The 14,446-nt window shown below is 67.5% G+C and carries 9 protein-coding genes; 3 read left to right on the top strand and 6 right to left on the bottom strand.

The genetic code is table 11. The features are described from left to right. Positions 1-11 precede the first annotated feature (11 nt). Both IHV25_RS08700 and IHV25_RS08695 read right to left on the bottom strand, forming a co-directional pair. Positions 12-3,437 carry a DUF2339 domain-containing protein gene (locus IHV25_RS08700; protein ID WP_192534725.1) on the bottom strand — a complete coding sequence of 1,142 codons (3,426 nt, stop codon included), beginning with the start codon at positions 3,435-3,437 and terminating at the stop codon, positions 12-14. Between the two features lie 121 nt (positions 3,438-3,558). Continuing rightward, positions 3,559-4,539, bottom strand: coding sequence for an arsenic resistance protein (locus tag IHV25_RS08695; RefSeq protein ID WP_192534724.1), 981 nt, complete (start codon positions 4,537-4,539; stop codon positions 3,559-3,561). Positions 4,540-5,252: 713 nt separating this feature from the next. Here IHV25_RS08695 and IHV25_RS08690 point away from each other — a divergent pair. Continuing rightward, positions 5,253-5,726, top strand: a complete 474-nt coding sequence (locus IHV25_RS08690; protein WP_192534723.1) for a hypothetical protein — start codon at positions 5,253-5,255, stop codon at positions 5,724-5,726. Between the two features lie 382 nt (positions 5,727-6,108). On the opposite strand, the gene IHV25_RS08685 is transcribed toward IHV25_RS08690, so the two are convergent. The 4 genes from IHV25_RS08685 to IHV25_RS08670 form a co-directional block, all read right to left on the bottom strand. Then, entirely contained in the window at positions 6,109-6,828 is a 720-nt protein-coding gene (locus IHV25_RS08685; protein WP_192534722.1) for a WG repeat-containing protein, read from the bottom strand. A gap of 417 nt (positions 6,829-7,245) precedes the next feature. Beyond that, positions 7,246-8,253 (bottom strand): glycosyltransferase family 9 protein, encoded by a 1,008-nt coding sequence (locus IHV25_RS08680; RefSeq protein ID WP_192534721.1) that lies wholly within the window; start codon positions 8,251-8,253, stop codon positions 7,246-7,248. 48 nt (positions 8,254-8,301) lie between these two features. Beyond that, a complete protein-coding gene (gene cutA / locus IHV25_RS08675) occupies positions 8,302-8,625 on the bottom strand; it encodes a divalent-cation tolerance protein CutA (RefSeq protein WP_338048617.1) in 324 nt (107 codons plus the stop codon). Between the two features lie 444 nt (positions 8,626-9,069). After that, positions 9,070-10,236 carry a bifunctional 2-C-methyl-D-erythritol 4-phosphate cytidylyltransferase/2-C-methyl-D-erythritol 2,4-cyclodiphosphate synthase gene (locus tag IHV25_RS08670; protein ID WP_192534719.1) on the bottom strand — a complete coding sequence of 389 codons (1,167 nt, stop codon included), beginning with the start codon at positions 10,234-10,236 and terminating at the stop codon, positions 9,070-9,072. A gap of 470 nt (positions 10,237-10,706) precedes the next feature. Between IHV25_RS08670 and dusB the strand changes: the two genes are divergently transcribed. Both dusB and IHV25_RS08660 read left to right on the top strand, forming a co-directional pair. After that, the gene (gene dusB / locus IHV25_RS08665) at positions 10,707-11,711 is read left to right on the top strand and encodes a tRNA dihydrouridine synthase DusB (RefSeq protein WP_192534718.1); all 1,005 of its coding nucleotides are present in this window, start codon (positions 10,707-10,709) and stop codon (positions 11,709-11,711) included. A gap of 378 nt (positions 11,712-12,089) precedes the next feature. Next, the gene (locus tag IHV25_RS08660; protein ID WP_192534717.1) at positions 12,090-14,381 is read left to right on the top strand and encodes a sensor histidine kinase NtrY-like; all 2,292 of its coding nucleotides are present in this window, start codon (positions 12,090-12,092) and stop codon (positions 14,379-14,381) included. Positions 14,382-14,446: the final 65 nt, after the last annotated feature.

Here is a 14,446-nt window from a genome sequence, read left to right as displayed (position 1 = left end):
CCGGTGACGTGTCATGGAGCCTCCGTGGGAGGCTGTGGCATGGCCTCCGTGGGAGGCGGGGGCTGGGCCGCTGAAGGGTCTGCGTCCGGGGACCGGGGGCCGTCGTCTCCGTCGCTTTCTGCCGACGTGCGCGGCGGAAGGGGCGCGAAATACCCGACCACAAGCATCATGACCCCAACTCCCAGGAACGAGACAATCCGCTCCAGGCTGTTGGTGCCTCCCAGGTCCACCAGGAACAGCTTGGCAATGACCAGCCCCAGAAGCCCGGCACCCGCGATCCAGGCAGGCCGCCGGGCGCCCAGGTGGCCACCGATCATCAGCCCCAGGGCCACCAGGGTCCAGACGATGGACAGGGCCGCCTGGGTGGTCATGGATCCCGCCAGGGCCGCGAGCTCGAAGGGGATACCGCTCAGGTGATGCACCGCCCGGAAGACGGCGCACGATACGAACACCAGGGCCGCTCCCCCGGTCGTCCGAACAAGAGCGACCCGGTTGCGTTCGGCGAAGTCGACGCCAAATGTGGGCCCAAGATGAACCAGCCAGTAGAGAAGGGTCGTGGCGGCCAGGGCTGCAGCGATCTCCAGCGGGTTCAGCAGGGGAATGTAGGGAAGCGGGGCTGCCGCGCCATCGCTGAACAGCACGGCCAGCCCGAACCACAGGGCCAGGGCCCCGGCGACCGGCACGGCGGCCGTAACCCCCCAGGCCCTCGGGTTCAGGGAAAACGGAGGCAACCGGGTTCCAAACCGGGCCACAGCCGCCAGGTAGAGGGTGGGCGCCAGCCCCCACCCCAGCCACCGCCACGCGCTGGCGTCATCCGGAAGGTCCATCAGGAGTTCCCGAAGCCCGAACGCCGGAACAAGAACAAGCAGCCACGCGCCCAGGACATGGCCCCCGGTCACCAGACCGGCCGGAAGATGCGCACGAAAGCGCACGAGCAGCACGAGGTTGAGGGCAAACACCGCCGGCCACGCGACCCAGCCCCCGAAGGCGAACGGCTGGTAGACCTGGGGGGCAAGCGCCTCAGGTCTGGGAACCGGAATAAGGAACACCGCATCCAGGCCAAGCACGCACAGGAAAAGCACAAAGGCCACCGGCAGGGCAGACAGGCTGACGGCTCCCAGTTCGTTCCACCGGGCGCGAGCCGCCAGAAGGGCCAGCCCGCCCATGACAAGAGCGTACCCCAGGACAATTCCGTGGATGCGCCAGCCGGGAGGAAGCAGGCCGTTGGCCTCCACCACCAGCGCAAGAAACGCCCACAGCAGCCCCCAGCCAAGGAACGCAAGGCCCTTGGGAGACAGGGTGTCCTCCGATGCGGGGGACGGGGCGCCTCCGGTGGCGTGCCCGCTCCCGGGTGCGGTGTGCGTTCCCCGTGCGAACCAGGCAATGGCGAGAGCGGCGGCGAAGAGCGCGGCGCACGGCATCACGCCCGGAGCGGGAAAGGCAGAGGGTCCGGTGAACGGCGCGGGCAGCACATCCAGCCACAGCAGGCACACCAGGCCTGCCAGCCCCTGGAGGGCGAGCGCTCCATACAGCAGGGGTTTCGAGGGCAGGGACCGGGCCGCCAGGGCGGCAAGGACACCCGTCCCCGCCCAGGAGACGATGGTTGCTCCCACGCCCCACAGCATGAGGGGCGCAAGGGCCGCCAGGGCAAGAGCCAGAATCGCCGCCCCGGAAACACCCCGGGTCTCGACGGGCATCAGGCGCACACCCCGGCTGTTCCGGAGGTTCCACGAGGTGAGCGCGAAGGCGCCCGCCAGAAGCACGGCTCCGAAGGCATTGCCCTCAAGAACCGGGACAGCCCCCGGAACCATCCTCAGTGATGCGAGGTGAGAGACCAGCGCTCCGGCCAGCAAAAGCAGGGCGAAGGCCCTCGCAACCGGGCGGTGCTGACGCAGGCCCACCCAGTAGACTCCGGCAGCCTCCACCCCCCAGAGGGCCGATGTCCAGGTGGCGCCCAGGGCAAGGGGCACCGCAAGGGAGGCAAACACCACCCCAAGCGCCGCGCAGATCTCCAGGAGCATGGCGGGAACCGGGCGCCACACCCGCGGGACCGCCACGGCAAGGAGGCCGTACAGGGCTCCCAGGGCGATTGCCGAGGCCGCGGGCCCATACTCGAACGGCTGCACCAGGGTCCACTGGAGGGCAAAACCGGCCAGGGGCGGCCCGAAAAGCAGGGCGCCGTCCACCGGGTCACCTCCCGCGGCGCCGCGCCTCAGGTGCTCCAGAAAGCTTGCCCCGGGGGGCAGGGGGGGCAGGGGCTGTTCGTTCAGTCGCCTGCGGGCGTAAAGAAAACCGATCGTCAGGTATTGCAGGAAGAACAGGACCAGAAAGAACTCGGCGGTCGCAAACAGCTCCGGTGTGTAGGATGTCAGGCCCCAGAGGGTGCCGATGCCGAAGGTCGCCCCGAACCCGGCGAGGTTCAAAGACCGCCAGGCGCGGAACCAGGACACGGCAAACACGCCGGCGTTCAAGATCGCATAGTAGCTGAAAAGCGCGAGGACACTGCCCTCTCCGCTTGAGGTCAGAACCGGGGCGGCAAAGCCTCCCAGGGTGGCCGCCAGGGCGACCGCGCGCGAGTTCTGGAGGACCGCCAGCATGGCGGAGGCCACTGTCAGAAGCACCAGAACCACAAACGCGGTGTCGGCGGGCACCAGTTCATGCAGCCGGAGGGCCGCAAAGGTGGACAGGTACAAAACCGCAATCCCCAGCCCCTGAACCCCGAGGGCATAGGCCGGGCGCCGGGTTCTCAGGAACCAGCCGAAGACCGCGAGCCCAAGGCCCAGGGCCATGACCCCGGCATAGCGGACCCAGACGGGGGTCTGAACGTACTGGGCTGCATAGCTCAGGAAGAAGGCGAGCCCCAGGAACAGGACCAGCATCCCCAGGCGCAGAAGCGTGTTGCCCCCCAGAAGCCAGCGGCGGGCCGCCGCAAGCAGCCGGGCGGCCAGACCACCCGGCGGCGGGAAAGAGGAATCCGCCAAAGGCTGTTCCGTCATTGCCTCTGGTCGCGCGCTCTGACGGAGTGTGATCGGATCTTCAGGAGGGGCGGCGAGATCCTCGGAAGCAACGGCTGCAGGCGTGCGGTTGCGAAGGTCGTCGGGCGGGGGGGCGGACGCAGCCAGGGTTTGAGGCAGCCGTGGCCCCGGGCCCCGCGTTCCGGTGGCGGGGTTCCCGGTCACCATGGGGGAAGGCGGGCGATCGTCGCCACGGTTCCCGGACTGGGATGCCATCAGGTGGTCGAGCCGGTCCTGAAGGGCCGCAAGGCGGCTCATAAGCTCGTTCTGGGCGCGGGTCATGCGGATCAGGGAGAGGACGACATCAACGGCCAGCCCCGAAAACGCGATCACCACGGGGATCGCGTACTCCCATTCACCAATTCCGAAAGCGAGTGTGTAAAGGGCGACAAGTCCGAGAGCGAGTGTGAACGTCCATTGCATGGCAGCCTCCGGCGCCATTATGCCCCCGCGATCGGGCAGATCAACCCTGGATCCGTACGTGGCGGCAGAAATGCGCCGTCCGGAGCCGAAATCTCACGCCCCGGAACGCGCCAAGGTTGTTTCAGGGCGATCCAGCCCGGCCCGGAAAGGGCGGGTTTCCCAGCCGGGGAAGAACCCGGATATAGACCAGCTCGGACAGAAGCTCGACAAGGGTCTGGGTGACAATCACGGCCGGAACCACGGGGAGGGCTCCCGGAATGGCCAGCGCCAGGGGCAGAACCACCAGCGAGTTCCGGGTCGCCGCACTGAAAGCGACAGCGCGCGTGGCCCGGTCCCCAAGCCGGAAAGCCCGGCCCACGCCCCATCCCGCCAGCGGGGCCACGCAGGCAAACGCCGCGTAGAAGGGAACCACCGCCAGCGCTGCCTCCCGCGCCCGGTCCACATCAGGCATGACAGACGCGACAACAACAAACAGGACCGCCGCCGTGGCCGGGACGGGTAGCAGGCCCAGGCCCGCCATCACCCGTTCCCCCGCCGCGCGCCGGACCCGACCGGTCTGACAGGCGCCCGCGGCCAGAAGCGGGATCCCGATCAGCCAGACAAGGGCGTGAAGGAAGGGGGCCGGATCCAGAAGCCCCCGGGCCCCCACGCCGGGCATCACCTCGAGAAAGGGCCCGAGAAGAAGCATCTGGACCAGCAGAAGGACCGGCGTTGCCGCAAGGATCCGCCGGGAGTCCGCCTGCCCCAGATGGGCGAAGGCCACGACATAGTCGATACAGGGCGACAGAAGGACAAGGGCCACGCCAAGGCGGATCAGCGGGTCTTCGGGAAGAAGCCAGAAGCCCGACAGCACCACAAGCGGGATGACCACAAAGTTGGCTGCCAGAAGGGCGCCCAGGAAGCGGATATCCCGGAATGCCTCTCCGAGCTCGGTCATCGGAACCTGAAGGAATGTCGCAAAGAGCATGACCGCAATGGCCGGACTGACCGCAGACTGGAGCGCGCCGGTTCCGGACAGGCCCAGCCCGGTGGCGGCACCGAGTGCAATTGCGAGAACATAAACGGCGGCCTGGTTCTTTTCGAGACGTGCGGCGAGGCTCATGGGGAAGGGTTATCCTGATAGTGATACGCATTCGTGTCCGGTATCATAGGGAGCTTCCCGGTTCAGCGTTAGGAAAAACGAACCGCGCCGCGCGTTTTTTCCTGTCCCTGCTCCTGTTCTTCTTCCGGTCTCCGGCGGTCCGGTACCGCGGACTGTCTGGCCTTAATGTCCGGGGCCGAGGAGAACAGGGGGCGACCCCGTCCCGTGTCAGGCCATTGGCGATTGGAGAACAGGTCGGCGCGTAAGGGGGGGGCGGTATCCGCATCTCGGGACGCTACCGGGTGCCATGACGTCATTTGCGTGTTTTATTGATTAAAATCGCGCAATGGGCGTCGTGGCGGGTTGACGCCGCTCCCGCGGACAGGCACCCTGAACCCAATGTATTTTATGGGGATTTCCGCCGGGCTGGACCGCGTTCGGTCCTGTGGACAGCCGGGCCTGGCCGGAGTGTGGGGGTGCTGCAACCGGAAACGGTTCCCGGTCCGCGCTGGCGAGGCCGGCGTGCCGCCGTTGCGGCAGGCCCGGGGCACAGGTGTGCCATCCCGCATGGGAACCGGGAGCCCCTCCTGTCAGGGCGCAGGGTGCGGGTCAAACAGAACCACAAACAGGGGGTGTGCTTCATGCTCAGGAAAACAGGTCTTCGGTCTCTCCTGTGTGCTTGCGCGGTCTTTTCTTTCATTCCATCATCTTACGCGCTTTCCTTCACACGGGATGTGACGCCCGAGGACATCAACCGGGCCTGTCTGACCCGAAGTTCCGCCCAGGTGATGGAGGCGCTGGACCCGGACCGGGAGGGGTTCTGGGATCTGGTGATTGCGCGGATCGCATCGGGTAGCGAGCCCTGGCTTCAGACGGTGCCGTGCCTGCGCCTGGGTGCCGTGATGAGCGACAACCCTGAGTATGTCCGGGACATGGACCGGGCTCTGGCGGCCGCCCTGCCTGTGAATCCGGTGGGGGTTCTGGCTCTGGCCGGGCGTGGTGTGTCACTGAAAGCCGCCTGTTCGTATCCGTTTCCCGATATGGATGTGGCCCTTGCCCGGGCCCGGATCGGGGATGCGCGGACCGCGCTGGAACGGGTGCAGGAGGAGCGCTACCGGACAGACCGGCAGGTATGCGAGTTGCGCCTCGGGAAAGTGGCCGAGGGCTTCCGGTCCCCCGCCGATGGGACCGCCGGGACGCCGCGCTGAGCATGCCCCCGTTCCGCGCGCGCGGTCCCATCCCCTGGTCCGGCGTGCAGTGCTGTCGTACGGTCCCGCACTCTGCTCCAGCATGCCGTGCCTGTGCGCGTGAGGTTCCGGCGTTCGAGCTTGCCGGGGGGCGCTTCGACTGCGTGGGGCAGGCGTCCGTCTGCCCGCGCAGCGCAACGGATCCGGGATACCGGCACTCTCCGGTGAGGAAGCCCGCAGGCGGGTCGTGTGTTTGGTGGGGCCGTGACCCGGGCGCCGGTCCGAAACTGCGCACAGGGGGAGGTCGGGGTGATGCTGTCCCCCGATACGCGGGATGAAGCCGGGCTTCATTCCCGGGGGTCCGGCGCTGGCGCGTCCTGGTGCCGGGAGGGTGGCGCGGTGCTCAGCCCGGATCGGGGCGAAGGACGGGCCGCCAGTCCGGGCGGGCGCTGTCCTGGCGTCCTGCAGGTGCTCCGGGTCCCAGGTTCCGGTCCAGAACAGTCTCGCCTTTCCGGTTGATGTAGAAGGGTTTTCCGTCACAGTTCTCCACCAGGGCGAGCCCGTTGGGGTGAAACGGGGTGGCCAGGCAGAAGGTCGGTGCGAGAAGCCGTGTGCCGTCGGGATTGCGAAATCCGTAGAGCCGGCCGGCCCGCACGGGTGTGGCGGCGTTCTCGGGAGGGCACGTCTGCGGCGACGGTTCGACCGGGGTTCCGGTGCGGTCGACAAGGATGCTCTGCCCGTCCTCCAGGGTGACGCGCGCGCGGCCGGTGCAGTCGAAGCCCGAGGCCTCCAGGAACACGGGATTGATCAGGAAGCTGCCGTCCGGGGCGATGTAGCCCCACCGGCCCCGATAGCGGACAAGGGCGTAGCCCTCGCTGTCAAAAAAGCCTGCCTCGGCGAAAACCGGTGCGATGACCAGAGTCCCGTCCACGCGGGCGTAGCCGATGCCCCGGCTGTCCAGAAGATAGGCGCTGATGGGATCCTGGGTTGAAACCGGGAAGAGCACCGCTGAAAACACAGCTTTCGGGTCCGGCCGGGCAACCCGCAGACCGGCGTACACAAGCCCCGAGACAACCGCAAGCGTCGCGCTCAGGACAGCGAGGGTGACGACCATGCGGCTCATGTTTTTCTGTCTCCGTTGAATGGAGTCCAGTATAGCCCGTTTTGGTCCGAAGCTCCATCCGCAATGATGACCCCAGGGTGTGGATCGCGCTTTTGTTGCAAGGTGCCGCCCGGGAGCACCTCCGGGGTTCTCCTGTGACTGCGGCGCGCGCTGCCGTGGCGGGGCACACCTGTGCGCTGCCGTGGCGGGGCGCAGCTGTGCGGTGCCCCAGCGCGGTGCCGGGTGTCAGTGTCTTTCCGGAGCTTGAGGGAGACAAGCCACAGGGGCCCCGGTGCGGCATCCTGTGCCGTACACTGTGCGGGTTATGGTGCGTGGCGCGTGTCGGCGCATGGCAAGCGGGGGGCGATCTGCTTTTCACCCTGTTCCGGGGTTCCCCGAGAGGGCGAGCGCCGGCGGATGGCGGGCGGCGCAGGCCGGCTAGCAGGCCCGCAGGGGCCGCAGCAGGGAGTCCAGGGCCGCGTTGACGTTCTCCAGCCCCACGTCCGTCATGTCCCGTCCGCCGAAATCCTCGGGCGCCAGGGCGATCAGCGTGATGGAGGCCGGGGCATAGCGGTCCCGCACCTCGGCCCGGTCGAAAATCCAGATCATGGGAGCGCCCCCGGCGGCCAGAAGATGGGCGCCGCCGCTGTCATTCGCTACGGCGGCCCTCAGGTGCCGGGCGAGGGCGATGGTCAGGAACGGATCGCCGGCGGCTGAGGTCTGCAGGGGAAACCGGGCGTCGGGCAGAACGGCACGCAGGGGCTCGTACAGGTTCAGTTCGTCCGGTCCCAGAAAGATGACCGGGACATCTCCCATGGCGCTGCGCACGCCGATCAGCTCGACAAAGCGGTCCAGGGGCCAGCGCTTTTTCGGGTCTGCCGACCCCACCGCGTAGCCGATATAGTCCCGCCCCGGCGGCAGAAGGGCGCCGGCCTGATCGATGCTTTTCTGCGGAATCACAAGGGGGGGCGGGGACAGGGGCGCGCCGGCTGCAAGGGCGCCCAGAGCCAGAAGGCGGTCCAGGATCCGGCTGGAGCGGGAGGACCGCAGTGGCGAGAGCCGCCCGGAGAACAGCCCGGAAAACGCGCTGCAGAAAAAGCGCCGGTGGGGCAGGGCCCGTCGCAGCCACAACGAGGTGCGAAACCGGGTCTGGGTGTCGATGACCAGATCGGGTGGCTGGTCCACCAGCAGCTTTCGGGGAAACAGAACCGGGGTCACCCCGGCCGGAGCCTCGGGGATCTGCACAAACCGGTCGATCACGCCTGTGGTCAGGGGCCGCAAAAGCGTCCGGTAGGATGTGTCTCCGGCGGTGATCCAGACGATGTCCGTATCCGGAAACGCAGTCCTCAGTCCTGCCACAAAGGGCAGCTTGGCCATGCCCTCGCCTGTCGCCTCGCCATTGGAATAGACGGCAACAGTTCCGGGAGGTGCGGGAGATGCGGGCATGGCAGACGTTTTGTGTTCCATGGGGCTCGACGTGCCCTCAGACAGGGGTCAGGGGGACGTCACGGTTTCCGTGATCCAGTCCAGAAACGGGGGAGACCCCGCGCTGATGGGGAGAGCAACGATACAGGGATTTTCGTAACTGTGAAGGGCCTTTGCCCGCTCAAGCAGCGCGGGCAGGGTTGCCTCTGTTGTCTTTGCAATCAGGGCCACCTCAGGGTCGTCGTGGACCGCATCCTTCCAGAGGTAGAGCGAGCGGACCGGGCCCAGGATGTTGACACACGCGCAGAGCTTCTCGTTCACAAGAGCGCGGCCCATAAGCAGGGCCTCGTCGTTGTCCCGGACAGTCATGTAGACAAGACAGCACCGATTCACGCGTGGCTCCTGGGGTGTGTGTGCGGGCCCACAGTAAAAGGTCATCCTCCGGCAGTACCGGGGAGCATTCCACCATTTTGCCCTCGTGTTTTTGTAGTTTTGTCACCCGCGGCCCGGTTGTCAAGGGCCGCTCTCCCGGTGGCGGTTGTCCCCGGGCGGTCGGGCGGGTGGCCGAGGGGGTGCAAAACGCGGGCGACACAGGGGCACCTGCGGCGCTAGGCGCGCGGGAGATGGACGCGCGGCGTGGAGCCGTCTGATGATGGGGAGACGGGCCGTCAGGGCGGGAACATACATCGATGTCCGGGGAGGGTATTGCTGGAGGCAGCGGCCCGAGGTCTCACGGGGGGGGCGCCCCTCCCGGGCCTCGGGGAGGGAGGACGCGCGGCACAGCGTGCGCCGCTCCCCTGGCCCGGTCGTTGTGGTGGGCGGCGTGTGGTGGGGGCGTCAGGCCGGGGGCATCAGAACCAGAGCCGTCGCCTGGGCTGCAATGCCCTCCTCGCGTCCGACGAAGCCGATGGTCTCGCTGGTGGTGGCCTTGACCGAGACCCGCGAGGCCGGGATATCCAGGATCTCCGCAAGGCGCGCGGACATTCGGGCCCGGTGGGGGCCGATCTTCGGACGCTCGGCCATGATGGTCACATCGATGTTCATGATGCGCCCGCCCAGGGCCCGGATCAGCTGGCCCGCGTGGGCAAGGAAGATGGAGGAGTCCGCTCCCTTCCAGCGCATGTCCGAGGGCGGAAAATGGCGGCCGATGTCTCCGGCGTTGATGCAGCCCAAAAGGGCGTCGGTCAGGGCGTGCATGGGCACGTCCGCGTCCGAGTGTCCGGCAAGGGTGTGGTCGTGGGGGATCTCCAGCCCGCACAGGATCACCGACGATCCGGGACACAGGCGGTGTACGTCGAAGCCCGATCCGATCCGGGGCTCCATGGGCGCCTGGAAGCGTGCCCGGGCCCGGTCCAGGTCCGTGCGGGAGGTGATCTTGAAGTTGTCCTCGTCCCCCTCGACCAGGGTGACCGCGTCTGGCCGGTTTTCCAGCAGGGCGGCGTCATCGGTGAACACCTGTCCGGAGGCAGCGGCGCGGTGGGCCTCGAGAAGCTCGGTGTAGCGGAAGCCCTGGGGCGTCTGGGCGCGCCACAGGTGGCTGCGGTCAACGGTCTGGGAAATGGTTCCCCTTTCGGGCGAGCGTTTCAGCGTGTCCGCCACGGCCACCGCCGGAATGGCGCCGGTGTGGCTGTCCAGGGCGGCGATGACCCGGTCAATCTGGGCGCTGTCGATAAACGGCCGGGCGCTGTCATGGATCAGGACGCAGTCCGGAGCGTACTCCTGGAGGCTTTCCAGTCCCAGGCGCACGGAATCCTGACGCTCAGCGCCTCCGAAAACCGGCGGCAGAAGGGTGGAGAGCCCCTCGGCACAGGCCTCGTAGAGCTCCTGGTCGTCCGGATGGATGACCGCGCGCACGAGAGGGATGTCCGGATGGGCGCAAAACCGCGCGAGAACGTGACGCAGGATGGGGCGTCCCCCCAAGTCGTGGTACTGTTTGGGGAGAGCTTCTCCGAAGCGCCTTCCTCTGCCGGCGGCCACGATCAGGGCCGCAACTTTCCTGGACATCGTTCACCTCTGTTGCCGTTTTGTCTCCGGCCCGCGAGCCCGGGCGGGTCCGGGGAACTTAGCAGCGAATGGACGCTGATGCGACCCCTTCTTGCATGGAGGCGGGCGCGCTGCCGGCGTGAGGGGTTCGGCCTGTGACAGGGGAGGTTCCGTGATGCCCCGCTCCCTGCTATGCTGCGTTCCCCGTCGGCGGGGAGTCCCGGTGATGTGCCTCTGGCCCGGACCGGAGTGGATCTCTGTCCGCCCAGCCCGGGGGGCTGGCCCCGGAGGATTGCACTTGGGATCCGTTGCCCCGTCAGTCCGTTGCCCCGGCACTTCGGGGATTTATTGGTAAGGGAATTCGCGGGTGATCGGGGATGATCCGCGGCCGGCGCCAGACTTCGCGTCGCGGGTTCGCGCCCCGTGGGGTGTGGCAGGAGCAGGCTTCAGGACAGGATGACGGGGTTTGGGGATGGGGATGGACAGGACCGGTGACAGCGGTGTTTGACAATCAGGGCGGTTTCCCCCGGCTGATGCTCGCGCCCATGGCCGGTGTCACGGACAGCCCCTTCCGGCGGCTTGCCCTGCGCTATGGCTGTCCGCTTGTCTTTTGCGAGATGGTTCTTGTGAAGAACCTGCCGGGCGCCGCCGATCCCCCGTTTTTTGTCCCGGGTGCCGATGATCCGGCCCGCACGGGAGTGCAGCTTCTGGGAAACGATCCGCATCAGATGGCCGAGGCCGCGCGGCGGTTCGAGGGCCTGGGCATTCCGGTCATCGATATCAACATGGGCTGCCCGGCCCGCAAGGTGGTCTGTGCCGGAACCGGTGCCGCTCTGATGCGTGACGAGCGTCTTGCCGCCCGGATCATTGCTGCGGTGGTCGGTGCGGTCTCCACGCCGGTGAGCGTGAAGATGCGCCTGGGCTGGGACCGGGACAGCCTGAACGCGCCCGCGCTGGCCCGGATTGCGGAAGGCGAGGGTGCCGCCTTTGTCACGGTTCACGCCCGCACCCGCGAGCAGGCGTTCGAGGGTGTGGCGGACTGGGACCGGGTGGGGGAGACCTGCGCGGCCGTGTCCGTGCCTGTCATCATCAACGGCGATATTGTGGATGCCCCGAGCCTCGGCGAGGCCCTGAGGCGCAGCGGCGCGGCCGGAGCCATGGTGGGCCGGGCAGCCCTCGGGGCGCCTTGGGTTCCCGGGCAACTGGCCCGCGCCCTGCCGGGAGCGCAGCCGCCGGGCGCCTCCGGTGCGCCTTCCCTGAGCGAGCGCCTCTCCGTGATGCAAGAACACCTCGAGGGGCTGGTGGCCCTTTACGGTGAGGACACGGGGGTGCGGGTCTCGCGCAAGCACATGCTCTGGTATGCGCGCACCCTGCCCGCAGATCCGGACTGGGCGCGTCGCTATCTGGAGGCGCGCAGCCTGGGCGGGGCCCTGGAGGTTCTGGACCGTCTCGCCCGCGCCTGCGGGTGCCCGGGGGCGCTCGGTCTGGCCTCCTGACGCCGGCTGCTTTCCGCCAGGGGGAGCGTCGGGGGAGACTAGAGAACGGGGCAGGCGGGGTCGGACGGGAAATACGGCAGCCGCGGCGGGCTGAGGGAAGGGGCGGATGCCGCGGGCGGTGCGCAAGGAAGGGTTTGAAAACCGTGCCCGTTCCTCGTACAGCTTTTTCTGGGGTCGCGCCGGCGTGGTCGGCAAAACGCAAGCCGCTCTGTCCGCATCCGGTTGCGCTGGCCGGTCTCTGCTCCCCGGGCTGGCGTCCGCGGGGTCGGGGAGTGCTCCGGCCCCCGCCAGGCGCGGACCTTCGCAAGACGTCATGGCGGTGCGTTGCGGGATCTCGCATCCTGGGGACTTTCGGCTCAAGAGGAACGGCAGGCCACAATGAACACAGGCGATCAAAACGGCCCGACGGAAACGTTCGCGCGGGAAACCGGGGCAGTCCCGTCCTGGCACCGCAAGATCCTGCGTCTCGGGGTCTGGGGGCGCCGGGTGCATTTTTTTCGCTGGCTGGCCTACGTGATGGTGGTCAGCGCGGTGTTCGCCGCCGCCGCGACGTTCTATGTCCTGTCCAGTCCCGAGCTTCTGAACTCCCGCGCGTTCTGGCTTCTTCTGAACCTGGACCTGCTGATCATCCTTGTCCTGGGCGGTCTGGTGGCCCGGGCCGTTGTGCGCAACGTGTTCCGGCGCGGCGAGCGGCGCGCCAGTTCCCGGCTGCATCTGCGGCTCACGGTGCTGTTTGGCGTGATTGCCATTGCGCCCTCGATTGTCCTTGCGGTTTTTCTGGCGCTGTCCTTCTTTTTCGGCTTCGAGAGCTGGTTCGACCAGAAAGTGTCCACCGCCATCGAGGAATCCCAGGAGGTCGCCGAGGCCTATCTGAAAACCCACAAGAGCGCCATTGCCGGCGAGGCCGCCCTTCTGGCAAACGACCTGAACCGGGCGTTCTACCGCCTGCCCGACGAGGTGACCCGCACCGAATACCTGAGGGTCCAGCAGATCCGCAGGGGCCTGTCCCAGATCGTCCTTTTCCGGGCCAGCGAGGGTTATGGCGGCAAGGCCCGCGCCGAGATTCTGGCCCGGGTCGGCTGGGGCTTCTCGCCCGGCGAGACGGACCTGATCCCCGCCGACGTCTTCGAGTACGCCCGCGAGGGCGGCGTTGGCGTGCTTCCGGGGCAGGCAAACGACCAGGTGAGGGCCCTGGTGGAACTGGCGATCAACGGTGTGTTTCTCTATGTCGCCCGGCCGGTGGACCCCATGGTCAGCGACCACATCCGCAAGTCGGGGATCGCGGCCCGGGAGTACATGGCCTTCAAGGCCCACAGCGGGCAGCTTCAGCTGTTCTATTTCCTGACCTACGCCATCGTGTCCCTACTGATGCTGGTGGTGTCGGTCTGGGTGGGGCTGACCATCGCAAGCCGCCTGGTCAACCCCATCGTCCAGCTGATTGACGCGGCCGAGAAGGTGGGCGAGGGCAATCTGGCGGTTCGCGTCCCCGAGCTTGCGGCCGGGGACGAGGTGGCTCTTCTGGGGCGGGCCTTCAACCGCATGACGGCGCGGATCGACAGCCAGCACCGACGCCTGTCCGAGGCCAACCTGGAGCTCGACGAGCGGCGCCGCTTCACCGAGACCGTGCTCTCGGGGGTGTCGGCCGGCGTGATCGGTGTGGACGCGCTGGGCTGCATTCACCTGCCCAATCCGTCGGCGGAGAAGCTCCTGGACGTGGACATGGCCGCCTGGATCGGCCATCCCATCGGGCAGCTGGTTCCTGACTTCGAGACCCTTCTGAAGGAGGCCATGAGCCGCCCCATGGGCATTGCCGAGCGCGAGGTCGAGGTGACCACCCAAACCGGACGCCGGGTCAATCTCATGACCCGTGTCAGCGCCGAGTCCGGCCGCGACGGAAAGATCACGGGCTATGTGTTCACCTTCGATGACATGACCGAGCTCCAGGCCGCCCAGCGCACCGCCGCCTGGGCCGATGTGGCGCGCCGGATTGCCCACGAGATCAAGAACCCCCTGACCCCCATCCAGCTGTCTGCCGAGCGCCTGAAGCGCAAGTATCTGTCCCAGATCACGGATTCTCCTGAAGTTTTCGAGCGTTGCACGAACATCATCATCCGTCATGTGAGCGATATCGGCCAGATGGTGGACGAGTTCAGCGCCTTTGCCCGCATGCCGTCCCCGAAGATCGAGAAGGCCGATCTTGCGGACATCGTCTCCCAGGCGGTGTTCCTTCAGCAGACGGCCTACGGGGCCATCTCCTTCGGGCTCCACCTGCCGGACGGACCGGTGGTTCTTCCCCTGGATGCGGGGCAGATCACCCAGGCCCTGACCAACATGCTGAAGAACTCCATCGAGTCCATCGAGGGGCGTGACCGGCCCGGCGAGGGGGATCCTCCCCTTGAGCCCGGGCGCGTCGACGTCAGCCTGTCCCGGGAGGAGGACGGGATTGTCCTTCGGATTCAGGACAATGGCCGCGGTCTGCCCGAGGACACCGATGTGGCGCGGCTGACCGAGCCCTACGTGACCACCCGCTCGAAAGGCACGGGTCTTGGTCTTGCTATCGTGAAGAAAATCCTGGAAGATCACGGGGCCTCCCTGGACATGAGGACCGCCGGCCCCGCCGGTCCCTCGAGGGGCGTTCTTGTGACGGTGGTTTTGCCCCTTCCGGCGTAATATACTAATACTGACTTGCGAACCCAGTGCCGCCCCTCCGGGGGCCCAGGAGTCATTTCCACTCT

The organism is Phaeovibrio sulfidiphilus (assembly GCF_014861485.1).
GTDB lineage: Bacteria > Pseudomonadota > Alphaproteobacteria > Rhodospirillales > Rhodospirillaceae > Phaeovibrio > Phaeovibrio sulfidiphilus.
The sequence above is the reverse complement of the archived record's forward strand: the minus strand, read 5'-3'. Positions and strand labels throughout refer to the sequence as shown.

Bases quoted from the DNA above. Each gene is read 5' to 3' on its own strand.
- IHV25_RS08700 (WP_192534725.1), bottom strand. From the start codon at position 3,437: ATGCAATGGACGTTCACACTCGCTCTCGGACTTGTCGCCCTTTACACA.
- IHV25_RS08695 (WP_192534724.1), bottom strand. From the start codon at position 4,539: ATGAGCCTCGCCGCACGTCTCGAAAAGAACCAGGCCGCCGTTTATGTT.
- IHV25_RS08685 (WP_192534722.1), bottom strand. From the start codon at position 6,828: ATGAGCCGCATGGTCGTCACCCTCGCTGTCCTGAGCGCGACGCTTGCG.
- IHV25_RS08680 (WP_192534721.1), bottom strand. From the start codon at position 8,253: ATGCCCGCATCTCCCGCACCTCCCGGAACTGTTGCCGTCTATTCCAAT.
- IHV25_RS08670 (WP_192534719.1), bottom strand. From the start codon at position 10,236: ATGTCCAGGAAAGTTGCGGCCCTGATCGTGGCCGCCGGCAGAGGAAGG.
- IHV25_RS08660 (WP_192534717.1), top strand. From the start codon at position 12,090: ATGAACACAGGCGATCAAAACGGCCCGACGGAAACGTTCGCGCGGGAA.